This is a genomic window from Kribbella koreensis, from assembly GCF_039525325.1.
GTDB classification, from domain to species: Bacteria; Actinomycetota; Actinomycetes; order Propionibacteriales; family Kribbellaceae; genus Kribbella; species Kribbella koreensis.
Map to the genome: position 1 here is coordinate 120108 of NZ_BAAAHK010000003.1, position 24409 is coordinate 144516.

Genomic DNA, 24409 nt, shown 5'->3' on the forward strand with positions numbered 1-24409 from the left:
ATGACGACGATATTGGTGGTTGACGACGAACCCGAGCTGGTCCGTTTCGTCCGGCGCGGGCTCGAGGCCGAGGGCTATCAGGTGCTGACCGCGACCGACGGGATGGACGGTCTGCGGATGGCGCTGACCAGGAAGCCGGACCTGATGGTGCTCGACCTGCGGATGCCCGAGGTCGACGGTGAGGCCGTGATGGCCGGGGTGCTGGCACGCAGCCCCTCGACCCGGATCCTGGTGCTGTCCGCGGTCGCGGACGTCCAGGCGCGGGTCCGCTGTCTCGAGCAGGGCGCCGTGGACATCCTGGCCAAGCCGTTCGCGATCCGCGAGCTGCTGGCCCGGATCCGGTTCAGGCTGCGCGAGTCGACCGACCGGGACCCGGACGAGTTCGTTCTCCGGGCCGGGCCGATCGCGCTCGACGTCCGGACCCGCCGGCTGCGGGTGGACGGCAGCGAGGCGGTGCTGTCGGAGCGGGAGTTCCTGCTGATGCAGCACTTCATGCGCAAGCCGGACACGGTCTGCTCGCGCAGCGAGCTGCTCTCGGCGGTGTGGGGCTACGACTTCGACCCGGCCACCAACGTGGTCGATGTCTGTGTCCGCAGGCTGCGGGCGAAGATGACCAGAGACGTGATCCAGACGGTGCGCAATGTCGGTTATCAGCTTCAGATCGCGTGACGCCGGGCTCGCGGGGCGGCTCCCGCGGCTCCGGCAGGGCCTGCGGCGGCCGCAGTGGTACCGGCTGGTCGATGCCCTGCTGGCCGTCTTCGTGCTCGGGATGCTGGTCGCCATGAACCTGATGATCGAGCGCGAGGTGATCCCGTACCACCTGCTGTTCCTCGCCCTCACGCTCGTCTACGGCTTCCGGGTCTGGCCGCTGCTGCAGACCCTGCTGATCACCTTCGCGATCACCGTGCTGACCGGCTGGATCCTGGTGGTGCACCAGCTACAGGACGGCAGCAGCCGGGCCGAGTGGGCCGAGATCCCGTTGATGCCGATGCTGTTCCTGGCGATGGTCTGGCACGCGCGCCGCCGGGTCGCCGCCCAGCAGCAGGTCGAGCTGATGGCCGAGGAACGGCTCGCCGTCTTCGACCGCGAACGGCAGTTCTTCCGGGAGGCCTCGCACGCGATGCGCACCCCGGTGACGATCGCGCGCGGTCATCTCGAGCTGCTCGAGCCGGTGGTGGCCGGCGACGAGTCCCGGCAGGACCTCGCCATCGCGATGCGCCAGGTGGACCGGCTGTCCGCGCTGTCCACCCGCTTGCTGGCGCTGGCCAAGCTCGACTCGGGCCGGGCCGTCCGGCATCAGGAGCTCGACCTGAGTGAGTTCCTCGACCAGATCGGGAACAACTGGCGCGACAGCGCCGACCGGGACTGGCTGGTCGACCGGTTGCCGTCGATGCCGGTGCTGGCCGATCCGGTCTGGCTCGAGCTCGCGCTGGACGCCCTGATCGAGAACGCCGTCCACTTCACCGGGCCCGGCGACCGGATCAGGTTGTCCGGTGGGGTTTCCGGCCGGTGGTACGTGATCGGCGTCGCCGACTCCGGGCCGGGCATCCGGGCCGAGGACCTGCCGCACGTCTTCGACCGGTTCTGGCACCGGCGCCCACCGACCGCGCCGATGGGCAGCGGCCTCGGGCTGCCGATGGCGCAGGCCACCGTCAAGGCACACGGTGGCCACATCACCGCCTCGACGGCGCCCGAGGGCGGAGCCTTGTTCGAGCTCACCCTGCCACGTCGGCAGGACTTCGGTCCGGTGGAGAGCTGACCACCACGGTGTCTCGACGGGATACCCGGCGGAGCCGGACCAGCATCGCCACCCACCAACCGCCGACCAGCAGGATCGTCACTGCGAACCAGAGCATCGTCAGCTCCTTCTTGATCGGAGCGGTGGACACCAGCGCCGTCCTCGCCGACGCGTTCGCCCCACCGACCGCCCAGTTGTAGGCGTGTACCGCGTCCGGCAGACCAGGCCGCCGTACCGTCACCTCGACCCGGGCAGCCCCACTGCTGTTCAGTACCACGGCTGCCGACCAGCGACCGTCCGCCAGCCGCTCGGCCCGTACCGGCGGCGAATCGGTGCCGTCGGCATCGACCACCGCCACGGTCACCTGCTGGACCGGCGCGGGAGCCGGTCGCCTGGTGTCGAAGACGTCGACCATCACCAGGTTCCGGCCGGGCAGGTTCGGCCGGACCGCCAGCGTCTGCTGAAGATCCGCGACCCGGGAGTCCTGCAGCGGTACCACCTCGGCCGCCGGGTCCTTGACGAGTTGCGGCTCGACCGCGGGCTGGCCACTGGTGATGACCGCGGCCAGTCCGAGCACGACTACAGCGAAGCCCGCTTCCGCCGCGAGGGCCGAACGCCGCAGCGCCGCACCCGCCGTTCGCCGCAACCGGAAGTGGTTCGTGAGACCGAGGACACCGATCACCGCGAAGACACCGATCTTCAGCAGCAGCGCCCGGCCGTAGAACGTGACCAGTGCGGCGTCGACCGAGCCGACCACCCCGCTCGTCAGGTAGATGCCTGAGGCGATGATCAGACTCACGCAAGCGGCGGCGGGCAGCCCGAAGGCCCGCAGTACCGCGAGAAGTTCGAGCCGCGGTCGCCGATCGCGCGCGGACCAGGCGAACCACAGTCCGACCAGCACCGCGCCTGCCCAGGTGGCTGCTGCGGTGAGATGGATCGCGTCGGCAACCACCCGCGTGGGCAACACCCCCTGACCGGCACCCGAGTGTCCGGTCAACGCGCTGCCCAGCGCGACCAGAGCCGCGCCCAGGACCAGTACCGGCCCACGACCCCGGTAGCGGCGCCCGACAGCAGCGCCCACCAGCAGCAAGAAGCCTGCCTCCCGGAGACCCCATCGCAGGCCGTACGAACTGCTGAGCAGCTCTGTGGAGCCTGCCTTCGAAGTCTGATATCCCAACAGCAGAAGGGCTCCGACGGCACCCGCGCAACCGCCGGCCAACTCCCCGCGCTGAGCCATCCGCGACCATCCGGCCCCGGCGGTAGCCGCTTGACGCCGAGCGAGGCGACCCATCAACGCACCGCCGAGTGCGAGGGCCAGCGCGCCGAACACCAGCCAGCGCAGGACGACCTCGCCCGGAGCAGGAACCGGTTCATCGAGACCGGCAGCAGCCACCGCGTGGCCGATGCCGAAGACCAGGACGCCTGCAGTCCGGTGCAGGTCGTCGGCCGACAACGTCTGCCAGGACACCCGGTAGGCGCCCTTGGGCAGCGTGGGCAGGGTGGCCAGTACCTCGGACGGCTCCTCACCGCCTTCCCCCACAACTCGTACATCGCTCACCGGGTAGTGCTTGCCGTCCTCCGCCACCACGTCGATCTGCGTCGCGGCGGGAACGACCGTCTCGCTGAACGCCAGCCGCAGCCGGGTAGGTGCCACCGACAACGAGGAGCCGTCAGCCGGACTGGTCGAGGTGAGGTAGGCATGGGCGCTCGCGGTCTGCGGAGACCACGTGACCAGCACGCCGACAAGCAGCAGCAAGCCCGCGAGCCGGCGGAGGCGGGCCGATGTCGCGGACATCAGAGCACCGGAGCGTGCAGCAGGCTGAGGTCTCCCAGCCTGATCGTGGCCTTCTCGCCGTGCCGCAGGGCGCCCTTGGTGTTCTGGTACACCAAGTAGTACGTCTGGCCGGATCGCAGGCTGTGTCCCTGCTTCATCACCGACACCCGCTTCGTCCCACCGTCGCGGTCCTCGCTGCGTAGCTCCGGCGGATGCTGAACGTCCGACTGGAACCGGGTGGCCTTCTCGCTGTCCAGGACGACGTAGGTCAGCGTGACCAGTCCCCCGTCGCCGACGACGGCGACGCGAGAGAAACGCACACCGTACTTCTCCTCGATCGTCGAGCTCTGCGGGAACGCCGCGGGGTCACCCGAGGCCCAGAGCTTGACCGCGACCAGCCCGCCGGCGACCAGGGCCACCGCCAGGACGGCGATCAGGATGACGAGACGATTGACCCGGCGGCGCGGCGTCGGGCTTGCTTCACGGTGAATCGTGTCCAGCATGGCGGTCCCCTCCCAAGGACGGCGCCGGGGCCCTGAACGCCCAGGGCCCCGGCGGTCTTACCGCTACGGCATCGTGTACCTGGTCGAGGCGAAGCTGTCGAAGTACGCCCGTCCAGTGGAGCTCGCACTGATCCCGGCCGACACCCCCAGCCAGGCCGTGTCGATCCGCAGGGTGCTGGTGTTACCGGTCTGCAGTGACCGGCTGACACCGTCCACCGACAGCCGCAGCGATCCTGCGCCCGTACCGGTGGCCGGCCCCGAGGTCCAGTCGACCTGCAAGGTGTGCGGACCGGCGGTGAGGGTGACCCAGTTGCCGGTCAGAGCCCCTGCGCCGCTGCGATCGAGGATCGTCCGGACCTGCGCCGAGCCGGCGGTGAACCGGTACTCCAGCGCGTAGACCTGACCGTTCGCGGCGGTCCGGCCCTGCAACAGGCTCAACGCGGTGTTCACGTTGGTCCCCGAGGTCAGCGTGTTCCGGTTGAACACGAACCTCGCGTGGTACGACGTCTCGGCGTTCGGCGTCAGGTCGGTCAGGTACCCGTTACCCGGCAGCGTGACCTGCAGACCACGGGTACTCCCTGGCTCGATCGCCGTCGGCAGCGCGGCCGTGGTGGTGTTGAGGACACCACCGGTGGTCGCGCCCCAGAACCCGAAGCCACCCGACTCGAAGTTGTCGGAGAAGATCGCGTTCGGCCGTTGCACCGAGACCGTGGTGTTCACGGACTTGCTCCAGTTGCCGGCCAGGTCCTGCACCCGCAGGTTGAACACCTGGTTGCCCGGCGGCACCGAGGCCAGCGGCACGGTCACCTGGACCTTGCCGGCGACCACGCTGACCGGGAGCGAGATGCCCTTGCCGACACCGGGATCGGTGCCGCCCAGCCAGTACTCCGCCTTGGCGATCAGCGAAGCGTCCGTGACCGGCGCTGTCAGCGTCAGCGTGGTTGCTCCGTTGGTCGGGTTCGGCGAGGCGGTCAGCGCACCGAGTACCGGCGCCGTCTTGTCGACCACCAGGTTCACCGCGAACAGCGAACCCCAGTTGCCGGCCGCGTCCTGTCCTCTGACATAGACGTGATGGGTGCCGTCGGCAAGTGCCTTCACCTGGGTGAGCGGGATCAGCCCGTAGAACGCCTCACTGGTGGAGTTCAGCGTGCCGTCGACCGGAAGCATCTGCAGCCCTGTTCCGCCCGCCGGGTTGGGCGAGGCCGGATCCAGGAACGCCTCCGCATCGGTCAGCAGGCTCTGCAGCGCGCCACCGGCATCCTTGTCGGTGATCTGCGCCGAGACCAGCAGGCTGCCCGGGTGACTCTTGTCCGCGAGCACGGCGTTGGTCGGGTTCGGCCCGACACTGGCCGCGTCGACGGCCGGCCCGGTCACGTCGATCGGCAACGAGATGTCGAGCGGCGGTCCCCACAACCCCAGCGAGTCCTTGCTGTGCACGAACACGTGGTGCTCGCCCTCGCCCAGCGTGCTGAGCACGGCCGGCGACAGGTCGGCGTCCTCGGCCACCACCGTGGCGCTGCGGTTCAGCGTCAGCGGTGTACCGGTTCCGTCGGCGCCGACGGTATCGAGGAAGTACTCGGCGTCCGTGATGAGTCCACCCGCGTCGGTGTCGTCACCGGTCGCCGAGATGCTGACCGTGACGGCGCCGTTGGCCGGTACGTCCGCGATCGATCCGTTGATGGTCTGCGGACCCGTCTTCGGCAGGTTCAGGATCGCCGAGCCGACGACGCCCCAGTTGCCGACGGCATCGAGCGCCCGGACGAACACGGTGTGCCGGCCGGCGTCGAGGGCGGCCAGGACCGCGGTACTGATCGTGCCGGTCGCGCCGGTGATGCTGACGCCGCTGCCGGGCAGCGACATCGGCGTACCGAATCCGACGCCGGTGGTCACCGCGTCGTCGATCACGAACTCGGCCTGGCTGACCGCCGAGCCGCCGGTCGTTGCGTCACTGAGGTCGGCCGTCACCGTCACCGGCGTGAGGCCGGTCGACGGGTTGGGCGCGAGTTTGATATGACTCGAGACCGGCCCCACCCCGTCCGTACTGGGCGGCGGGGCGTTGGTGTCCAGGAAGGTGAGCATGCCGCCGAACGCCAGCTGGCTGGGATCGGCGGTGTGCTGGCCGTTGTTGTCCAGGTGCCTGGCCGTCTCGTAGAGCGCCAGTTTGGCCTCCGGCCCGGTCGGCATCGTGACGAGTGAGTCCAGGGTCTGGCCGGGATCGATGCTCTCGGCCGCGACCGTGGTCGCGTAGTGCGCGGGATGGCCGCCCTGGGCGATCTCGGTCTGCAGCCCGCCGAGCACCGTCATCGGGTGCGTCAGCGAGCCCACGTTCACGTACCGGACGAGCACCTTGTGCCCCTGGTCGGTCGCGATCGGATCGCTGGCCGGGTAGGGCTTGCCGTTGATCAGCCGGTACTTCGGGCTGAACTTGCGCAGGTCGAACGCCGCCGGGTTGGCGTTGAACGCCGGGTCGATCTCACTCAGCACGACCACCGCGTCGTCGTCGTACCCGGACGCCGGATAACCGGCCGGCTGGGTCCCGTACGCCGTGCCGTCGGCGGGCAGCACCACTAACGCGCCGGCCAGACCCATGGCGACCTGCCGAGCGCCACCGGAGGTGTGCCCGGCCTCGTAGAGGAAGGTGCCCGGGCGACCCGCCGTGAAGCTGTAGGCACGAGTGGCGCCCGCTGCGATCCCGGTGGTGTCCTCTCCCCCGGTCGGCAGAGGCTGCCCGGGGAACGCCAGCGAAACACTCTGGCCGGCCACCTCGTTGTGGAGCGTGACGGTCACTTGGTCGCCCTGGTGGACCACCAGCACCGGGCCGGGTGCGGTCGCCGAGGCGGCCGCGCCGGTCGAGGAGAAGCCCCAGATGGGGACCGGCACACCCAGCAGGGTGGCCGTACCGGTCATGGCGTACAGGTCGCAGGCGGCAGTGCCCGCGCCGAAGGTGCAGCCCCTCGGCGTGAGCTTGCCGACGGCAACCGATGCCCGCGCGGGAAGTTGCTGCGCGGCAGTGGGTGCGGGCGTCGCCGTCGCGTGCAGCGAGAGCGTCACGCCGAGCGTCGCGGCCGTCAGGATCGCAGCGGCGACACGGAATCTGTTCGTCATCGTCGGAGTCCTCACTGGCCTGTGCAGCCGGCCGGCGGGTCGATGCGGAAGACCGTCATCATGCCGCCGAAGGCCGCCCCGTAGTTGGTCGCTTGTTCCAGCGCGTGGCTGTGCGCGATGTGGTAGTACTCGCCACATTCGTTGTTCTGCGTCAGGTTCGACGGCACCGCGTTCTTGGTGCCGAGGTAGCCGCTCTCGGAGAACCAGGTGTCCGGGCCGACCAGCAACTGGTCGGTGATCGCCGGGATCTGGGTCGGGATCGGGTTGGTGGTCGCGTTCCAGTGCTCGACGTCACGCCAGTCCATCAGCACGTCGAGGGTCTGGCCCGGACCGACGTCCAGGTCGTACTTCTCGTACGACAGGTCCTGGCCGTCCGGCCCCTGCAGGGCATGCCCGTCGCGGTTGACGACGCGCTCGTCGCTGCCGTGCGGGTGGAACGGGTAGTTGACGCTGCCTGCGTTGAGGTAGCGGATGGTCGCCGGCAACGGGTTCGTCGCGGCATCGTACGGCTTGATATGCACGAGCGCGCCGTACGGCTGGCCCGGTAGCCAGGGCGCGTTGTTCGGCGCCAGCGTGTCCGGCATGCTGCGGCCGTTGATCAGGAAGTACCGCGACTTGGAGCCGTTCAGCTCGACCGGCTGGTTGCGCTCGACGGCCAGGTGCACGTCCGGGTCGATCTCGGAGAGCAGGTAGACGTACTCCTTGCCGTTCGCGAAGGCGGAGTCGGGCCGGTCGTTCACCTGGTTCGCGTGTCCGGCGGGCCGGACCACCAGCGCGCCGTACAGGCCCATCTGCTGTTGCTTGTCGACGTCGGTACCGGTCACGTACAGGTACGTGCCGGGGCTGCCCGCCGTGAAGGTGTAGGTGACCGACCCATCCGTGGCGGCCGCGGACTGGACCAGCGAGGTCAGCGACCCGCCCGAGTCGAACTGGGGTTGTGCCGGGTTGCCGTTCGCCTTCACCGACTGCTGGCCGGGGAACACGATGGAAGTGGCCTCAGGCAACTTGTTGTGCAGGACCACGGTGACCGGCCGGCCCGACTCCACACACAGGGTGGGACCGGGCGACTGGAAGCCGCGCTTGCTGTTGCCGTAGCTCCACATGAAGATCGAGTTGCCGTCCGGAGTGGAGACGTAGCCGTCGCTCGCGGTCAGCGAGAAGGTCTGGTTCGGATCGGTGTCGCAGAGCAGCCCCTCCGACATCGCCGCCACCGAGGCCTGGGTCCACACCACGGCCGGAGCGATCACCAGCACCGCGGCCGCCGTCAGCGACAGCAGCCGCTGGATCGAGAGTCGTTTCATCGTCATCGCCCCCCTCACGCGTTCGCCGCGGTCTGGGCGGGATAGGTGCCGGGTGGTCCGACGACGATCTTCGTCATCATCCCGCCGTAGCCGGCCCCGCCGCCGTTCTCGAGATAGGAGTACTTGCGGTCGTACAGCAGGTACTCGCCGGGTCCGGGCGCGACGAACAACGCGTCCCGGCTCTCGCCCGGCCCGATCTCGACCATGTTCGTGGTCAGGTAGTTGGTGGTGCCGTCGCGTCCCTTCAGCAGGCTGGCGTCCTTCGCGATCACCGTCAGGTCGAGGTTGTCCACGGTCATCGCGTGGTTCTGGTAGCCCAGGTTGGACATCCGCAGCAGCACCCGGTCACCGGCGTTGCAGCGGATCAGCGAGGAGATCGGCTGGTACTGCAACCGGCCGGCCGCGGTGCTGAGCGGATCGCCGTTGGCGGCGACGGTGTCCGGGTAGGCCCGGCCGTTCAGCAGCCAGAAGCTCGGGTCGTAGTCGGTCCAGTCGTTCACCTGGATGTGCGCGTCCCGGTAATGGGCCGCCGACCACAGCTCGGTCAGCATGAAGGCGAACTCCCGGTCGTACGCCGTCGAGCCGTCGCCGTCGTTGTAGGCGTACCGCTCGCCCGGATGCAGCGGCGTGCGGTTCTGGGCCGGGCGGACGAACACCATCCCGGTCATCCCCATCTGGACGTGCTCCACGTCCTCGAAGTGGCAGTGGTACATGTACGTGCCGGCGTCGTGCGGCCGGTAGAAGTACGTCAGGTCCCGCCCGATCGGGACCGCCAGCGAGAGCTCCGGCACGCCGTCGAACAACGGGATCGCGTTGACGAAGCCGTGCCAGTGCAGGGTGTGCCCGTCGAACAGGTCCGGCCGCTGGGCCAGGCCGAGGTTGGTGAGCGTCAGGTAGACGTCGTCGTCCTCGTCGAAGGCCATCATCGGAGCACTCACCTGTGCCTTGCCGCGCTGGGCGGCGACCAGGTTGGAGCTCATCCCGGTCACGTCCCGGAAGCCGAAGACATAGGTGTTGAACGGGCTGGGCGCGAGCGGGTCGGGGAAGAAGGGTGGGTCGGGCGGGGCATCGCCCGGCATCGCCACCCAGCCGTCGGTACCGGCCAGGTGGACCTGCTTCATCGGGTGCGCGACGGTGGCGCGGTTCGGCGCCGCGAGCACCTGGCTCGAGCTGAGCAGGCCACCGCCGAGGACGGCACCGCCGACGACACCCGCACTGGTGAGAAAGGAACGCCGCGACAGTCCGCGCGGCACAACTGCATCAGTCATTGGGATCTCCCGTAGTACTGGTCGATGTGCGCTGGAGAAGGCGCGGCCCGCCGGGGGGTTCGGGGCGGGCCGCGCGGCTCTCAGGGCGTCATCTGGTCGGAGCCGGCGTCGTACCGGCGTTGCACGAAGGGGAAGACCCCGGTGACGGTCGGGCGGGGTTGCCCGTCGATGTCCGGGCTGTGGGCGCTGACCGTGTAGCTGAACCCCGACGTCGGGGTTCCCCACCGGACCACCGTGCTCGCGGCGCCCAGCCCGCGGGCGGAGGAGGCCGGTGTCGCCGTGGCCAGATGGAAGTCGCCCATCAGGTTCGGCGGCAGCAGCTGCGCCACGATCGCTGCCTCCCGGAAGGCCGGGTACGACCGGACCGCCAGGATGTTGACGCTGACCTCGTACGGCGACACGAAGCCCGGGTCGACCAGCGAGTTCGACGGATCCGGCGCGGAGCCGGTCTCGTCCTGCAGCACCGAGTGGGTCGGGGTGAGCAACGCCCCGGGCACGTCGGCGGCGCCCATGTCCCACGAGTTCACGGTGTTGTCCGTGCCGTCGGGCAGTTTGCCGCCGATGCCGTAGACCCAGCCGCCGCTGAAGTTGCCGGCCCGGTTGTCCCAGAACACGTCGTTCAGGAGCGTCGGCTTGCTGAACGTGGTGTTCGCCAGCGTCTGCGAGCCCGGGAACAGCGAGGTGTTGCGCAGCCTCGCCTGCAACGGATCGCTGTTCGCGGCGGTGGACAGTCCGGCCGGCGCCGGATCGCCGTTGCTGGTCACCGCCGTGGCGGTGGTCAGGTTCTTCGTCACCGTGTTGTTCACGAAGTTGACGAAGGCCGAGTCGTCGATGGCCACGCCACCGCCCTCGTGGGCGGACACGTTGTCGGCGATGGTGTTGTCGGCGATCAGGATGGTCTGCGGGTCGGAGCGGGAGATGTGCGATCCGCTCGTCTGCAGCAACCGGATGCCGCCACCGTCGTCGTTGGCCAGGTTGGCCTGGATCGTGTTGCCCTCGATGGTCACCGGACCGGTGCCCGGCGACAGCGCCGTCGGGGTGGCCGGCAGTTCGCCGGCGATCATCACGCCGCCGCCCTCGTCGTACGAGGCGTTGAACCAGATCCGGTTGTCGGTGACGGTGCCGCCGGAGCTGCCACCGCCGTTGACCATGTAGCCGAAGGCGGTCAGCGCGCCGCCGTACTCCGCGGAGAAGTTGCCGCAGATCGCGTTGGCGTCGATCCGGTAGCCGTCGCTGCCGGTGAACAACCCGATCCCGCCGGCCAGGTTGGTGCCGCCGTTGTCACGGATCTGGTTGCGCGCGATGGTCGCGTTGAAGTTCTGGTTGTTCCCGACGTACGGCGTACCGATCCGGATGCCGCCGCCGTACGAGCCGCCGTTGCCGTGGATGACGTTGTCGGTCACCCGCAGGTTGCGGACGTTCGCGTGGGCATAGACGCCACCGCCTTGGGTGACCAGTGCGCCCGCAGCGCCGTACGGCGTCGTCACCGCGCCGGTGAGCGCGTTGACGTTGCCCGGCAGATCGGCCTGCGCTCCGCCGGTGATGCTCATGCCGTCGAGCGTGACCGGCCAGCTGTTCGGCGTCAGGCCCGCCAGGGCAGGATCGTCGAGCACCGTGACCACGGCCGAGTCCGGGACCGCCGGGTTGCCCGAGTACGTCAGGCTGCTCAGCAGGTTGATCCAGGCGGTGCCGTTCGGGTTGTCCAGGTTGAAGCCCGAACCGTCCAGGATCGTCCCCGGTACCCAGGTGTTGTCCGAGTCGAAGCCACCTGGGCCGACCCCCTGGATCCGGACCTGGTGATGGACGATCACGTTCTCGTTGTAGTCACCCCGTGGGTTGGTGCTGGTCTGCGCGTTCGGCCAGATCACCACCAGCCAGTACGGACGCGCGGGCGTGATCACCTGACCGCGCGGGTTGCGGATCACCCGGTTCGGCCGCGCCGCCTCGAGGCCGGCCTGCACGGTCTTGTACGTCTTGGTCGGACCGACCTCGACCAGGACCGGGTTGTTCGGGTCCGTCCCCGGTGTCGACGCGTTGGCCGCCGCCAGCACCTGCAGCGTCAGACCGTTCACACTCTTCAGCCCGCTGTGACCGGTGATCGCCAGCTCGGCCGCGCCGAGAGCGAACCCGTTCGGCACGGTGAAGGTGATGCTCTTGTCGGTCCAGTTGGTGACGGTCATCGCTGTCCCGTTGAGGGTCACCTGGTCGGGTGCGCCCGCGGCGCCGAAGCCGAGGCCGCTGATGGTGACCGACCGGTTCGGATCCCCTCTCCTGATGTACGGCCGGCTCACCGCCAGCAGTTGCGGCACGGTGCCACCGAGATCGCACATCGTCGGATTCACCGTCGTGGTGTCGGGTGCGAGCACGGTCGCGGCAACCTGGGTCGGCGCCTCGTCGGTGACCGTGTAGAGGCCCGGCCAGGCCTGGAAGTTGGTCGCGATCGTCCGGAACCTCGAGTTGTAGTCCGGGTTGAGCGCGCCTGGCTGGCCTGGGTCGTTGCCGACGAAGCGGTACATGTTCGGGCAGGGACCGGCCGGCAGTGGGCAGTTGTAGGTGCCCGTCGACGGTTCCAGCGCCTCGTACAGGCCGTTGAAGTCGGTGTGCACGGTGTCCACCAGGCGTCCGGACCAGTCGTACAGACCGACCGGGACGAACGGCAGGCCCTGCGCCTCGCCGTAGTTGACGCTGCGCTTGTCGAGGGTGAGCCCGAGGTCGTTCAGGGTCAGGCCCCAGAAGTGCGTCGGGATCGGCACCTCGGTGAACAGGCTGAAGTTCGGTGCGGTCGCCTGGTTCGCCCGCAGGCCGACGAGCTTGTCGTCGCAGGACGGCCGCTCGTAGCCCTGGAACGGGCTGCCGCCACCGGCGTTGAACGCCTCGTTCGTCACGTTGACCGTGTGCAGCGGTCCGGCGCACGGCGAGATGATGCCCGCCTGCTGCGACGGCGGCTGATCCGGTGGTACCGGCGTCGGATCCGGCGGTCCGGCCGGGTCCTCGGCCGCGGCCGGGGTGGCCGGCGGGTAGTTCTCCTGCGGCAGGTAGCTGTCACCGTCGAAGACGTTCACATCTTCCTCGGCGGTGGACTTGTACATCGGCTTGCCGTCGACCGGGTCGTTCGGGATGTCGACCGAGACGATGTAGTCGCGGGCCGGCAGATCCTGTTCCTCACCGGCCGGCAGCGGCGCGTAGAGCGCCAGCCCGTCCGGGTTGTGGACGGTGTCGGTCGGCGGGTAGAGGTTGATCTTCGAGGTGGTGAAGCCGTAGTTCCCGTTCACCGTCTGGCTTCCACCGGGAGCATCGCTCGCACCGACCGCCAGGCCCATCATCGGCGCCTCGACGCACATCCTGTTCGCGGCCGCGCCGAACTCCGGCAGTGCTTGCTGGTCGGTCAGCGGCTGCCCGTTGTACATCCGGGCGGTACAGCCCCGCGGTGGCGCCCACTTCTCCGAAGTGTAGGCGTCCTGGACCTCCGGCCCCTTCACGAACGCCCCGTACTTCGGGTTGTCCTGCAGCCCGCCGTTGCCGTCGGGCACCTGCTTGGGCTCGGTCTCGTAACCCTGCCGGCACAGCTCGGTCGGCGTGGTCGCGGTGCAGGCCTTCGGCAGGTACAAGCGGACCGGGATGTCGGGGATGCCCGGCTGGTACGGCTCGGTGGCGGCCTTCGCCGGATCGAGCTCGTTGCGGGTGGTGTCGTAGGTGACGGTTCCGACGATGCCGCCGTTGGTGCCCGGATCGTACGGCTGGACACCCCAGTCGATCTGGCCGCGTAGGCCGATGATCGGCAGGAAGTTGATGTCCACCAGGCTGCCCAGCTGGGTGGTCGCCTTGGTCTCGTTGGCGCCCTTGTAGGTGATGCCGGTGGTCTTGTAGCGGGTGTTGAAGCCCTCCAGGATCAGCCACTTGCCCAGCGGGTAGGTCTCCTTGATGTCGTAGTTGCCGTTGGCATCGGTCGTAGTGGTGTTCGTGTACTGGTCCATCAGCGAGTTGTCGCGCTCGCGGACGGTCAGGCCGAAGCCGGGCACGGCCCGCTCACCGGTGTCGCGCTTGCCGTTGCCGTTGGCATCGACGAAGACGCTGCCGTGGACGTGGCTGAACCAGCCGACCAGCATCTTGTTGCCGACGTCGGTGACGTCGCCGTTGTGGACCTCGACGTTGAAGCTCCACAGGATGTAGTCCTGGTCGTCGTCCCACAGGGTCAGCTGGTAGGTCCCGTCGGGCACGTTCTTGATGTCGAAGCTGCCGTCGGCCGCGCCGCGACCGACGTAGACGGCCGCGTCACCGGCGTCCAGGTCGGACAGCGCCACCCACGGGTTCGGGATCGGCCCGTCGGACTTGGCGCCGGCGAACCCGGTCTCGGGCACGACCTGGCCGTTCTGGCCGCCGATGTAGGGCAGGCCGGCGATGGCGACACCCTTGATCTCACCGGTCGGCGGCGTACCGGCCGGCGGGGTGATGGCCCGGGTCCGGACGAAGCCGAACTGGACCGACGGCACGAGTTCACGGCCGCGCACCTGCTCGGTGTCGTACCCGGTCTCGCCTTCCTGCTGCCAGATGTCGTGGTCGTGACCACCCTCCAGGGTGGTCGTCTGGACCCATTGGTAGGTCTGGCCGGCGGCCGGCGCCGGCGGTGCGACGGTCGCGGCGTAGCGGTTGGGTCCCATGTTCGGGATGACGATCTGGCCGGTGGCGTCGCTGACGCACTTGCCGGTGGTGCGGGTGGTGTCCACGATCGGCTTGTTGTCGGCGTCGAACAGCATCGGCCCGCTGCCGTTGGCGTTCGCGTGCTTGTACACGGTGCACAGCGCGTTGCCGTAGTAGTCGGTGCTGACCAGGCCGAGAACGTCGGTCAGGGTGGCGGTGAAGCCGGCCAGCCCCTGCTCGGCGTCGACCTCGTAGGTGCCGTCGACGGGCACACTGTCGTTGAACACCTGCAACCGCAGGGTGGTCAGCGGCAGCGGTGTCGGATTCATCCGGACGACGGCGTGCGTGGTCGCGCCGGAGCCGACGGTGAAGTGCTGACCGTCGATCTTGAAGCCGTCGGCGGTGACCGAGATCAGGTACTTCCCGGCCGGCAGGTTGCCGAGCGCGGTGTCGTCGTCCAGGTCCGCCTCGGTGCCCTGGGCAACGATCGGCGCGAATCCGGACGTGTTTCTGGTCGACGGCCACGGGCAGCTGTCGGCGAAGTCCGGATCGGCCGACCCGCCCGGCGCCGTACTCGGCAAGCACTGCCCGATCAGCTGGTTCGACCGGGTCCCCGGATCACCGGTGTCGTCGACATTGATCAGCCATTTGTAGTGCGGCACCGGATCGCCCTCGTGGACGAACCCGGGTCCCGAGTTGACCGACCGCGCGCTCTCGACGTGCAGGGTCAGGCTGCCGGGCCCGGCGGCCGCCGCGGGCGCCGCACCCCCCGACGCCTGCCCCACCGAGACGAGCGCGGCGATCATCCCGAACCCGACCACCGCCCGCAACCACCTGGGCGCGGATGTCCGTTGTCCTCTCACAGCCCCTCCCCCACCTGTCGACACGCGCGAGTCCTCCCGACTCACGTCTGTCGTTCGCCAGCGTGGCGGAGCCACCACTACCCGGCCCGCAGATGACGCCGCCGTCATTTGTTTGTCACCGACCCCCGGGATCGGCGGCTTTCGTCGCCTGCCGGGACGGGCCGGACCGGCGGTGGCCGGCCGACTTTCCGGTGAGCCATAGCCAGGCAGGGCAGTGACGTGCAGACTTTCTGAACGCCGTGAAGTAACTAGCGGCGATGTCCGGCCGTTCCGGACCGACAGAAAGGTCACCCCGCCATGGCCATTTCCCCTGGACGCAGACGCCTACGTGTGGCTGCGGCGACGCTGATGGTTGCCGCGCTCATCCCTCCAGGCCTGTCGTCGACCTCGATCGCTGCGCCGGCAGCGGCAGACATCACGACTGTGCAGCCGCTGACAGGACCTGCTGGTGAGGCCGCGCGGACGCCGTACATGGGTTGGAGCAGTTACAGCATGCAGGTCTACTCCAACAACGGAGGGACCTGGATCAACGCCGCCCAGCTCAAGGCACAGTCCGATGCGATGCACCAGAAGCTCCAGCCGTACGGGTACAAGTACATCAACATCGACGCCGGCTGGAACGACGGTGTCGACGCCTACGGCCGCCCGAAACCCAGCACGACGCTGTTCCCGAACGGCTTCTCCGATGTCATCGACTACATCCACGCCAACGGCCAGAAGGTCGGGATCTACAGCATCCCCGGCATCTCGCCCGCCCTCGAACAGGCCAATCTCCCGGTCTTCGGGCACCCGGAGTGCCGGACTGGTGACCTCGCACTCCAACCGCTGCAGCAGGCCGACTACTGGGGCTTCGGGCACCGCATCGACATGTCCAAGCCGTGCTCTCAGGCCTACCTCGACTCGATCGCCGACCTGTACGCCGAGTGGGGCATCGACTTCCTCAAGTTCGACAGCGTCACCCCAGGCTCCGGGCACAGCGACCTCTCGCTCGACGCGCGCGCCGAGGTGGCCGGCTGGTCACAGGCGCTGACGCCGCACGGGATCTGGTTCGAACTGTCCTGGGCGCTCGACCTCAACTACGCCGACTACTGGAAGCAGTACGCGAACGGCTGGCGGGTCGACTGGGACGTCGAGTGCTACTGCCCCGGGCAGGCCCTGACCGCCTGGCCGAACGTCAGCAGGTTGTTCCCCAAGCTCGCCGAATGGTGGCGGCACGGCGGCCCCGGCGGCTGGAACGACCTCGACTCATTGAACGTGGGTAACGGCGCGATGGACGGCCTGACCCAGGACGAACGCCGGACTGCGGCGACGCTGTGGGCCGTGTCGGCGGCACCGTTCTATGTCGGCAACGACCTCACCCAGCTCGACCAGTTCGGCCTGAGTCTGCTGACGAACACCGAAGTGCTCGCTGTCAACCAAGCGGGCCGCCCAGCACAGCCGGTGTCGACCGCCACCGACCAGCAGGTCTGGTACTCGCTCAACGCGGACAACAGCTACACCGTTGCCCTGTTCAACCTCGGAGGCTCAGCATCCACGGTCACCGCGAACTGGTCCGACCTCGGCCTGACCGGCGGGGCGCAGGTGCGTGACCTTTGGGCCAAGCAGGATCTCGGCAGCTTCGCATCAGGGTTCACGGCGACCGCAGTACCGGCGCACGGCGTACGGCTGCTGAAGGTCACCCCGCAGGCAGGCTCGACGATCAACGTGAACGACGACGATCAGCGCGTCGCATACGCCGGAACCTGGCAGCGCAACGGTGGCCGTGAGGTCACGACCATCACGGACTCGCTGGCGCTCACGGTCGCGGACACCACGGCCGGCGGCACCGCGCCCGCCGGCGGCGTCCGTACCACCGAGGTGAACAACGACAATCCCGCGATCAACTACACCGGCACCTGGAGCCGTAGCTGGAGCCGCGGACTCGGCGACTACCAGGACGACGTCCAGTACGCCGAGACGAACGGTGACGCATTCTCGTACACCTTCACCGGGACCGGCATCGACTACGTGACCGAGAAGCACGCGTCACAAGGCGACGTGGACATCTACGTCGACGGCGTCTTCAAGCAGACCGTCAGCACGTACCAAGCCAGCGGTCGCGGCGCGCAGCAGGTCGTCTACGGCATCTCCGGCCTCACCAACGGGATCCACACCATCCGGGGCGTGAAGAAGACCGGCCAGTTCATGCTGCTCGACAAGTTCAACGTCCGCACGCCGGGCGGTGTCCGCATCATCTCACTCAACGACAACGACGCCCAGATCACCTACACCGGTTCATGGGGCAACAGCACCGGCCGCGGCTTCGGCGACTACCGCGACGACGTCCAGTACGCCGAAGCCAACGGCGACGCCTTCAGCTCGACCTTCACCGGAACGGGCGTCGACTACATCACCGAAACGCACGCGTCACAGGGCGATGTCGATATCTACATCGACGGCATCTTCAAGCAGACCGTCAACGCCGGCCAGGCCAGCGGCCGCGGTGCCCAGCAGGTCGTCTACAGCATCTCCGGGCTGACGAACGGCACCCACACGATCCGCGGCGTGAAGAGGTCCGGCCAGTTCATGCTCGTCGACCGGCTCGACGTACGGCAGCCAAGTCTTCTCACCCCCGACACCGCCGTCTTCGACAAGAAGACATCCGCTCAGGCGGACGTCGTCGTACAGCTCGGCCGACCGGCGAGCGACCTGACCTCCATCCAGCGAGGCAGCACGACCCTGGTCAACGGCACCGACTACACCACCTCCGGTGCGGCGGTCACACTCAAGAAGAGCTACCTCGTGGCCCAGCCCACCGGCTACACCAACCTGAACTTCACCTTCCGAAGCGACTACCACAACGACATCCACGCAACGACCGCGAACGGCGCAGCCCTCGAGTTCGCCTTCAAGGGCACGACCGTCACCTGGCTCACCGCCACAGCCCCCGACCAAGGCGAAGCCGACGTGTACGTCGACAACGTCCTCATCCAGCGAGTCAACCTGCAAACCGCAACCCGCGGCACCCTGCAAAGCATCTTCACCCGGTCCGGCCTCACCAGCACCGACCACACCCTGCGCATCGTGAAGGTCTCCGGCTCCCTCCTCCGCAACGACGTGATCCGCTACACGACCGCCTGAAAGCACACGGGTGGTCTGGGATCCCCAACCGGTCCCAGACCACCCCCGGTCGGCCGTGCATAAGTTTCAGCCGCTCAGGGGCGCCCAGGGTTTCAGTCAGGTAGACCGCGGTAACCACATCAGCATGGCCACGGATATCGCATCACCTGAGAGCCACGCCCGTCGATCGCGGTTGCTCGATTGGGGGGCGCTGCTGGCGGCGATCGCCGTCGTGATGATCACCGGGAGTTCGTTGGCCTCGGCTACCGTCTTACTTGCCGACAGCAACAGCGCCGACACGGCAGCTGTAGTCGTCGGCACATCCGCGTCAGCCGCCAGCCCCAGCCCACTCCCCGGCGGGGACGTCGACGGAGATGCGAACGACTGGACAGGAACGCCCCTGATCTTCCTGGCCGTCCTCGCTGTCCTGCTGGTGGTCGTCGGCGGAATCATCCTCGCCCGCTACCGAAGCCACCGAAGCCGCCAAGCAGATCAGCACAGAAAGTGAACGGTGCCGCACCCCGATTCGATTATGGGTACTGACTGGCCGAATCGACTGTCTGATCACCTCAGGGAGTGGCAGTGACTGCAAAACCCTCCGCAATCGGAGACCTCCGCCTGGCGACGATCGTCGTCAACTCCACCGCCCCGGACGGCACCGGCCCGAGCCGCGTCGCCCCCGCCAAGGACGGAGACAACTCGTGACAGCTCAGATCCCCCTCGCCGGTGTCGTCCTGGATACAGCGGACCCGCGGTCACCGACCTCGAGGCCGCCCAACGGCAAGCCGTCGAAGCCGGCGCGGCCCTGATGGACTGGCAACCCCAGAAGGAAGGCGTCCGGATCCTCGCCGACCCGGCCGGCCACATCTTCTGCCTCTTCCTGCCGGGCTTCTAGCGAAAGTCAGCCGGACGGGGAGGCCTCGTCCGGCTCCGGTATGTCCGCCTCTTTGGGCTCAGGAGTGCCCAAGGGGCGAATCGGATCCGGGCCGGCCGGCGCGTCCGGTTGTTCTGGCGAACCCAGCGGCTGGATCGGGTCGGGCTCAGCCGTGCTCTTGCCGTACGGCGGCTGGTTCGCCGGCTCGAGCGTGATACCGGCCTGTGCCGCCTTCTGCGCAACGGCGATCTCCGGGCGACCAAGCCTGATACCGATCACACACGGCGGAATGTTGCAACGGGCCAACTCTTCAAGGCGGTCGAGCTCTGTCGCAGTCCACGGTTCGGCCGCGTTGCTGACAGATTGTGGCAGCAGCATCGATCTCACTTCTTCCCTCAGCTTCTGCCAGCCCTGTGCCCACTCCCAGCCGATCGAAAAGCCGACGATCGACCGGGGGGTCGCAACCCCGGCGCAATGAGGAGATCAGACGCTCGTACGGCGGTCAGCCGGCTTGAGTCGGCCAGGCCGGTGCCGGTGCGCATCTGGCGCATCCTCCGCGGACGCACTCTTGGGCGTCGGGCAGACCGGCCCATGACTGATCGGCCCGCCACCGAGTCTTCGGCTCTTCCACTGCTTCTCGTCGTAGTCGTAATACGTATCGACGCCACCCACAGCCATCATCGATCTCCCGCCAAACCGAAACCACCGATCCGGCCGCTGACTGCCCAACGGACCGCCGTTTTCAGACTGCCACGCCGCGGCGACCGACACCAGCCCCGACCTCCGCCGCCGGCACCTTCTCGCGGATCGCCGGCCACTCGTCGCCGTCCCCCGCGTCGGTCGCGACGCCCGAACTTCACGGCGTGGCCCACGTCTGGACCACGGTCACCAACACGCCCTCCGTACCCGATCACTCAAAAGCCATGCACGACTACGCCGAGCGAGATCGCCTCCGCGTGAGCAGCCGACGCCGCTTCACTCGTCCGTTTTGCCGCCGGGTACCGGCGACCTGGAGTCGCGCTGATGGACGCGCGGCCGGGCGAAGGGATACTGGCATGGCTGCCGATGTCGTCGATCTGATCATGCAGGACCACCGCGAGGTCGAGCGCCTGTTCGACGAACTGAAGAACCACCCCGAGAAGCGCAAGGGCCTGGTACCAGTCCTCACGACCCTGCTGTCGGCGCACAGCCGCGCCGAAGAGTCCGCCGTCTACCCGGCAGCCGCCGCCGAAGCCGGCGAGACGGACGACGTCGCGCACAGCCAGGAAGAACACATCGAGGCCGACCAGCTCCTGGCCAAACTCGCCGACACCGACCCCGAGTCAGCCGACTTCGACAAGGTCCTCCAGAACCTCGTGGACGCCGTCACCCACCACGTCGAAGAAGAAGAGACCAAGGTCCTCCCCGGTATGCGCGCCAACCTCAGCCAAGATCGCCGCCTCGAACTGGCCGAAGCCTTCGCGGCCAGCCGCAAGGAGCACCTCGGCGACCAGCCCGACGACATCACCCGCGACCAGCTCCTCCAGCAGGCCCGCAATGCAGACATCTCCGGCGTCTCCTCCCTCGACAAGGACGCCCTGCAGAAGAAGCTCCAGCAAGAGGCCGGCGAGTAGGCCAACCGCCGTTTCCGAACTGTCTTGCTGGGCACCGGAAGCAGGCCAGGGTGTTCGTCGACAATGGGAGTGACCGTCATGTCGATCATCGACCGATTCAAGCGCTGGCGTACCTCGCACGCCCTCAACGAAGCGGACGCGCCGGCCGACACGTCGACAGCAATGACGAGGACCGAAGGCGGCGACCCGCGTGGTGACACACCGGCCACCACCGGCACCGGCCCGAGCGGCGAGTTCGTCGGCCGGGTCGCCGGCGACGAAGCCGACACCGGCATCAGCGGCGCCGAGGCCCGCTCCGGCATGAAGGACAGCCCCGATGGCACATCATGAAGCGTCAGCGACCGTGAACGTCGCGCCGAACATCCTGTTCGACTACGTGTCCGACCTCCAGCAGCTACCGAACTACCTGCCCCGGCTGACCGGCGTACACCAGACCACGCCAGCACCGGCCGAGGCACAGGGTATGGAGGCCCGCCGGCCCAACCAAGCCGTGCACCACGAGGTCGAGGTCACCGCCGACGAACCGCACGGCCACACCGTACGCAGCGAGGCCTGGATCGACGTCGTCGAGGAGAACCGCACGCTCCGCTGGGGCGCCCCCAGTGACACCGGGTACCACGGCGAGCTCGAAGTCGGCTTCGTTGCCGACGGCACTTCACTCCTCACCGTCCGGCTGGACACCGACCACCCGGACGACCCAGCCGTCGACGACGAACTTCGCCGCGCCCTCGACGCCATCAAGACCTCACTCGAGCAGACGACGACCAGTTGAGGAGGAGATGGAAATGACGGTCAAGCTGAACAAGACCGCGTTCGCGCATGCGAAGGACCTGATCGGCAAAGGGCAGGCGGTCAAGGACGAACGGGACGACTGGAGCGAGCACGCGCCCACCGCAGACCAGGAGAACGAGTACCTCGACAAGCACGGCTGGGACGAGTACGGGCTGTGGTACCTGGGCATCGACACCGAGATGGGTGACGAGACCAAAGGCCACTACAAGTTCCCCTACGGAGACTTCCGCCGCGTCCATCGCTGCGGTGTCATCAGCGCCGAGTCCCGCGCCGCCCAGAACGACTACGACGACATCACCGACGCCGTCGCCCAGCTCCACGAACTCCTCGACGGCGACCACGCCTGACGCACCGACCAACCTGCCCGCCTGACCGTCTTGTGAGGACACGTGATGGCCCGCCAACCGTACGTCCGTGAGGAAGAAGACGCCGGCGAGCGTCTCGACCGGCACTGGAACGAACTGCTGCAGGAGCTCCGCCTGGCCCAGACCGGCACCCAGATCCTGTTCGCCTTCCTGCTGACCATCGCCTACCAAAGCGGATTCCAGGCCGCTGACCAGTTCACCCACCACGCGTACGCCGTCACGATGACCGCATCGGCGATCGCCGTCGCCCTGTTCCTGGCGCCGGTCTCGTTCCACCGCATGGTCTACCGGCAAGGCCTCCGCGACCGCCTCGTCCCGATCAGCCACCACCTGATCGGCGCAGGCCTCGTCTTCCTGATCGCGGCCATCGCCGGCGGGGTCCTCCTGGCCCTCGACGCCGTCCTGTCCCGACCGGTCGCGTTCGCGATCCTCGCCGGCGTACTCACCTGCTTCCTCACCCTCTGGTACGCCCTCCCCGCCTACGTCCGCGCGAAATGCGGCGACTGATCAAACGCCCTCGACGGCGACTACCGGCAGAGGCGGGCGTTGTCGGCCGTGCCTTCGACCTCGAGGATGAGGCCGTCGACGATGCGGTACATGTCGAACTCGTCGGTCTCGACCGGCGAGCCGTCGCCTGGCGCCCCTAGAAACTCCCCGCGCCGGGTGCCGGTGTCATGAAGGTGCACTGCCAGCCATTCGCCTTCGTAGATGGCACGGCGAAGTTCCCATCGATAGTCCGGGAAGACCGTGGTGGTGCGGACGACGTCGGCGACGTATCCCGCGCGGGGTCTGACGACGCCGTTCACCAGCACCGGATCGGCCAGAAACGACCCGAGTTCGTTCCACGCCCGCAGATTGCAGGCCTCGAGATAGGCGCGATATCGCTGGATGACTTCAGCTCGACTCGACATGCTCCGATTGTGCGGGATCACCTCGATTGGGGCCGGGTACCGGGCGAGCATGGTTTCAGTGTGGACAGCGACCGCCGAAATGCCCCGGTACGACGCCCTGCAAGGCGACACGACCGTCGATGTGCTGGTGATCGGCGGCGGTTTGATCGGACTGACGACAGCGCTACTGCTCGCCCGGGACGGCGCACAGGTCGCCCTGATCGAAGCCCAACGGATCGGCTCGCGAACCAGTGGCCACACGACCGGCAAGGTCACCTCTCAGCACGGCGCCATCTACGCGACCCTGGTCGCCCGCCACGGGACGGCCAAAGCGCGCCAGTACGCCACCGCGAACCAGGCAGCGGTCGAACAGGTAGCCGCCCTGATCGATGCCGAAGGCATCGACTGCGAGTTCCTCAGAACCCCTGCCTACGTCTACTCCACCAAGTCCGCCGACGCCCTGGACAGTGAAGCGGCCGCAGCGTCATCGCTCGGCCTCCCCGCGCATCTGGTCGACGCCGCAGAAGTCGGAGTCCCCGCGGCCGCCGCCCTCCGCTTCGACAACCAGGTCCAGCTGCACCCCGTCCGCTACCTCGCCGGCCTGGCGACGGCTTTCGAGCGCACCGGCGGCCGGATCTTCGAGCACACCCGAGCCGTCAAGGTCGACGAGAAGGACGGAGCCGTTCACGTCAGCACCGAAAAGGGCGGCGTGATCACCGCCTATCAAGCAGTACTCGCAACGCTGCTCCCCATCGGCATCACCGGCGCCTACTTCGCCCGGACACGCCCCAAGCAGTCCCACGGCATCGCCGTCCGGCTTCCGGTCGAAGCACCCACCGGTATGGCGATCTCGGTCGACTCCCCCACGCACTCGACCCGCCCCTGGCCAGGCGGCGGACCGAACGGCTTGATCGTCGTCGGCTCCGACCACGAGGTCGGATCGACCAACGAGACCGGGGCCGCCTACCAAAGCCTGGTCGACTGGGTGAACTCGACCTGGAACGCCGCGATCGAACCCGAGTACCGTTGGTCAGCTCATGACTACAGCACTCCGGACCTGCTGCCCTACGTGGGCAGATCTCCGGGCAGCCGCTCCATCTTCGTTGCCACCGGCATGCACAAATGGGGACTCAGCAACGGAACCGTTGCGGCCGGCATCATCAACGACCTCATCGCCGGCCGGGACCACCCCGCCGCCGACCTGTACGACGCAACCCGGTTCGGCGACACCCGCGCCGTCGCCAAACTGATCACCGACAACCTCAAGGTGGGCAAGAACTTCACCCTCGGCCACGCCCAGCGGATCCTGAGAGGCGGCCTCGACCACCTCGAAGCCGGCCAAGGCGGACTCCTCAAGACCGGCAACGGAACCATCGGCGGCTACCGCGACCAGGACGGGAACCTCCACACCATCAAACCGATCTGCACCCACCTCGGCTGCCCCCTGACCTGGAACACCGCCGACACCACCTGGGACTGCAGCTGCCACGGCTCGCGCTTCGATCCCGACGGGGAAATCCTCGACGGCCCCGCCACCACCCCACTCGAAGCACCGACCACCGATGCCTAGCCCACGGTCGGTACGG

19 protein-coding genes and 1 pseudogene are annotated in these 24409 nt (G+C 68.2%); 12 read left to right on the forward strand and 8 right to left on the reverse strand.

What is annotated here, in order from left to right:
* Window positions 1-669, forward strand: a complete 669-nt coding sequence (locus ABD116_RS04525; RefSeq protein ID WP_343965095.1) for a response regulator transcription factor — start codon at window positions 1-3, stop codon at window positions 667-669.
* Entirely contained in the window at window positions 641-1759 is a 1119-nt protein-coding gene (locus ABD116_RS04530; RefSeq protein ID WP_343965097.1) for a sensor histidine kinase, read from the forward strand. Before ABD116_RS04525 ends, ABD116_RS04530 begins: the two co-directional genes overlap by 29 nt.
* Here the strand turns inward: ABD116_RS04530 and ABD116_RS04535 are convergent.
* The 6 genes from ABD116_RS04535 to ABD116_RS04560 form a co-directional block, all read right to left on the reverse strand.
* Window positions 1716-3533 carry a copper resistance CopC/CopD family protein gene (locus ABD116_RS04535; protein WP_343965099.1) on the reverse strand — a complete coding sequence of 606 codons (1818 nt, stop codon included), beginning with the start codon at window positions 3531-3533 and terminating at the stop codon, window positions 1716-1718. The two genes, ABD116_RS04530 and ABD116_RS04535, sit on opposite strands and share 44 nt — an antisense overlap.
* Window positions 3533-4015, reverse strand: a complete 483-nt coding sequence (locus ABD116_RS04540) for a hypothetical protein (RefSeq protein WP_343965101.1) — start codon at window positions 4013-4015, stop codon at window positions 3533-3535. Before ABD116_RS04540 ends, ABD116_RS04535 begins: the two co-directional genes overlap by 1 nt.
* Window positions 4016-4078: 63 nt before the next feature.
* The gene (locus ABD116_RS04545) at window positions 4079-7120 is read right to left on the reverse strand and encodes a multicopper oxidase domain-containing protein (protein WP_343965103.1); all 3042 of its coding nucleotides are present in this window, start codon (window positions 7118-7120) and stop codon (window positions 4079-4081) included.
* Window positions 7121-7131: 11 nt separating this feature from the next.
* Complete coding sequence (locus ABD116_RS04550; RefSeq protein WP_343965105.1) at window positions 7132-8421, reverse strand: multicopper oxidase domain-containing protein; 1290 nt, start codon at window positions 8419-8421, stop codon at window positions 7132-7134.
* Between the two features lie 14 nt (window positions 8422-8435).
* Window positions 8436-9689: a multicopper oxidase domain-containing protein gene (locus tag ABD116_RS04555; RefSeq protein WP_343965107.1), complete on the reverse strand. Its 1254-nt coding sequence runs from the start codon at window positions 9687-9689 to the stop codon at window positions 8436-8438.
* Between the two features lie 80 nt (window positions 9690-9769).
* Window positions 9770-15190: a hypothetical protein gene (locus ABD116_RS04560; RefSeq protein WP_343965109.1), complete on the reverse strand. Its 5421-nt coding sequence runs from the start codon at window positions 15188-15190 to the stop codon at window positions 9770-9772.
* A 297-nt stretch (window positions 15191-15487) separates the two neighbouring features.
* Here ABD116_RS04560 and ABD116_RS04565 point away from each other — a divergent pair, with 297 nt between their 5' ends.
* The 4 genes and pseudogenes from ABD116_RS04565 to ABD116_RS04580 all read left to right on the forward strand — a co-directional run.
* Window positions 15488-18310 carry a X2-like carbohydrate binding domain-containing protein gene (locus tag ABD116_RS04565; protein WP_343965111.1) on the forward strand — a complete coding sequence of 941 codons (2823 nt, stop codon included), beginning with the start codon at window positions 15488-15490 and terminating at the stop codon, window positions 18308-18310.
* Between the two features lie 124 nt (window positions 18311-18434).
* Window positions 18435-18797, forward strand: a complete 363-nt coding sequence (locus ABD116_RS04570; RefSeq protein WP_343965113.1) for a hypothetical protein — start codon at window positions 18435-18437, stop codon at window positions 18795-18797.
* A 74-nt stretch (window positions 18798-18871) separates the two neighbouring features.
* Window positions 18872-18994: a hypothetical protein gene (locus tag ABD116_RS04575; RefSeq protein WP_343965115.1), complete on the forward strand. Its 123-nt coding sequence runs from the start codon at window positions 18872-18874 to the stop codon at window positions 18992-18994.
* Window positions 18995-19052: 58 nt separating this feature from the next.
* Window positions 19053-19184 (forward strand): annotated as a pseudogene (locus tag ABD116_RS04580) (VOC family protein); the annotation flags it as partial.
* Between the two features lie 6 nt (window positions 19185-19190).
* On the opposite strand, the gene ABD116_RS04585 reads toward ABD116_RS04580, so the two are convergent.
* Window positions 19191-19541 (reverse strand): hypothetical protein, encoded by a 351-nt coding sequence (locus ABD116_RS04585; protein WP_343965116.1) that lies wholly within the window; start codon window positions 19539-19541, stop codon window positions 19191-19193.
* A gap of 677 nt (window positions 19542-20218) precedes the next feature.
* Here ABD116_RS04585 and ABD116_RS04590 point away from each other — a divergent pair.
* From ABD116_RS04590 to ABD116_RS04610, 5 genes are all read left to right on the forward strand, one after another.
* A complete protein-coding gene (locus ABD116_RS04590) occupies window positions 20219-20776 on the forward strand; it encodes a hemerythrin domain-containing protein (RefSeq protein ID WP_343965117.1) in 558 nt (185 codons plus the stop codon).
* A 78-nt stretch (window positions 20777-20854) separates the two neighbouring features.
* Window positions 20855-21106, forward strand: coding sequence for a hypothetical protein (locus tag ABD116_RS04595; protein WP_343965119.1), 252 nt, complete (start codon window positions 20855-20857; stop codon window positions 21104-21106).
* Window positions 21093-21548, forward strand: a complete 456-nt coding sequence (locus tag ABD116_RS04600) for an SRPBCC family protein (RefSeq protein WP_343965120.1) — start codon at window positions 21093-21095, stop codon at window positions 21546-21548. The genes ABD116_RS04595 and ABD116_RS04600 overlap by 14 nt, the downstream gene beginning before the upstream one ends.
* 13 nt (window positions 21549-21561) lie before the next feature.
* On the forward strand, window positions 21562-21915 hold the full coding sequence (locus ABD116_RS04605) for a hypothetical protein (RefSeq protein ID WP_343965122.1): 354 nt from the start codon (window positions 21562-21564) through the stop codon (window positions 21913-21915).
* A gap of 45 nt (window positions 21916-21960) precedes the next feature.
* Window positions 21961-22440 (forward strand): DUF6328 family protein, encoded by a 480-nt coding sequence (locus ABD116_RS04610; RefSeq protein WP_343965124.1) that lies wholly within the window; start codon window positions 21961-21963, stop codon window positions 22438-22440.
* A 20-nt stretch (window positions 22441-22460) separates the two neighbouring features.
* Here ABD116_RS04610 and ABD116_RS04615 read toward each other — a convergent pair whose 3' ends face one another.
* Window positions 22461-22844, reverse strand: coding sequence for an ester cyclase (locus ABD116_RS04615; RefSeq protein ID WP_343965126.1), 384 nt, complete (start codon window positions 22842-22844; stop codon window positions 22461-22463).
* Window positions 22845-22893: 49 nt separating this feature from the next.
* Between ABD116_RS04615 and ABD116_RS04620 the strand changes: the two genes are divergently transcribed.
* Complete coding sequence (locus tag ABD116_RS04620; RefSeq protein WP_343965128.1) at window positions 22894-24393, forward strand: FAD-dependent oxidoreductase; 1500 nt, start codon at window positions 22894-22896, stop codon at window positions 24391-24393.
* The last annotated feature ends 16 nt before the right edge of the window (window positions 24394-24409 follow it).

What these genes read in the sequence shown, in the direction of transcription:
- ABD116_RS04550 (WP_343965105.1), bottom strand. Translation starts at nt 8,421, where the DNA reads ATGAAACGACTCTCGATCCAGCGGCTGCTGTCGCTGACGGCGGCCGCG.
- ABD116_RS04615 (WP_343965126.1), bottom strand. Translation starts at nt 22,844, where the DNA reads ATGTCGAGTCGAGCTGAAGTCATCCAGCGATATCGCGCCTATCTCGAG.
- ABD116_RS04540 (WP_343965101.1), bottom strand. Translation starts at nt 4,015, where the DNA reads ATGCTGGACACGATTCACCGTGAAGCAAGCCCGACGCCGCGCCGCCGG.
- ABD116_RS04565 (WP_343965111.1), top strand. Translation starts at nt 15,488, where the DNA reads ATGGCCATTTCCCCTGGACGCAGACGCCTACGTGTGGCTGCGGCGACG.
- ABD116_RS04555 (WP_343965107.1), bottom strand. Translation starts at nt 9,689, where the DNA reads ATGACTGATGCAGTTGTGCCGCGCGGACTGTCGCGGCGTTCCTTTCTC.
- ABD116_RS04590 (WP_343965117.1), top strand. Translation starts at nt 20,219, where the DNA reads ATGGCTGCCGATGTCGTCGATCTGATCATGCAGGACCACCGCGAGGTC.
- ABD116_RS04605 (WP_343965122.1), top strand. Translation starts at nt 21,562, where the DNA reads ATGACGGTCAAGCTGAACAAGACCGCGTTCGCGCATGCGAAGGACCTG.
- ABD116_RS04545 (WP_343965103.1), bottom strand. Translation starts at nt 7,120, where the DNA reads ATGACGAACAGATTCCGTGTCGCCGCTGCGATCCTGACGGCCGCGACG.
- ABD116_RS04610 (WP_343965124.1), top strand. Translation starts at nt 21,961, where the DNA reads ATGGCCCGCCAACCGTACGTCCGTGAGGAAGAAGACGCCGGCGAGCGT.
- ABD116_RS04535 (WP_343965099.1), bottom strand. Translation starts at nt 3,533, where the DNA reads ATGTCCGCGACATCGGCCCGCCTCCGCCGGCTCGCGGGCTTGCTGCTG.
- ABD116_RS04525 (WP_343965095.1), top strand. Translation starts at nt 1, where the DNA reads ATGACGACGATATTGGTGGTTGACGACGAACCCGAGCTGGTCCGTTTC.
- ABD116_RS04600 (WP_343965120.1), top strand. Translation starts at nt 21,093, where the DNA reads ATGGCACATCATGAAGCGTCAGCGACCGTGAACGTCGCGCCGAACATC.
- ABD116_RS04570 (WP_343965113.1), top strand. Translation starts at nt 18,435, where the DNA reads ATGGCCACGGATATCGCATCACCTGAGAGCCACGCCCGTCGATCGCGG.
- ABD116_RS04530 (WP_343965097.1), top strand. Translation starts at nt 641, where the DNA reads ATGTCGGTTATCAGCTTCAGATCGCGTGACGCCGGGCTCGCGGGGCGG.
- ABD116_RS04595 (WP_343965119.1), top strand. Translation starts at nt 20,855, where the DNA reads ATGTCGATCATCGACCGATTCAAGCGCTGGCGTACCTCGCACGCCCTC.
- ABD116_RS04620 (WP_343965128.1), top strand. Translation starts at nt 22,894, where the DNA reads ATGGTTTCAGTGTGGACAGCGACCGCCGAAATGCCCCGGTACGACGCC.
- ABD116_RS04585 (WP_343965116.1), bottom strand. Translation starts at nt 19,541, where the DNA reads ATGCTGCTGCCACAATCTGTCAGCAACGCGGCCGAACCGTGGACTGCG.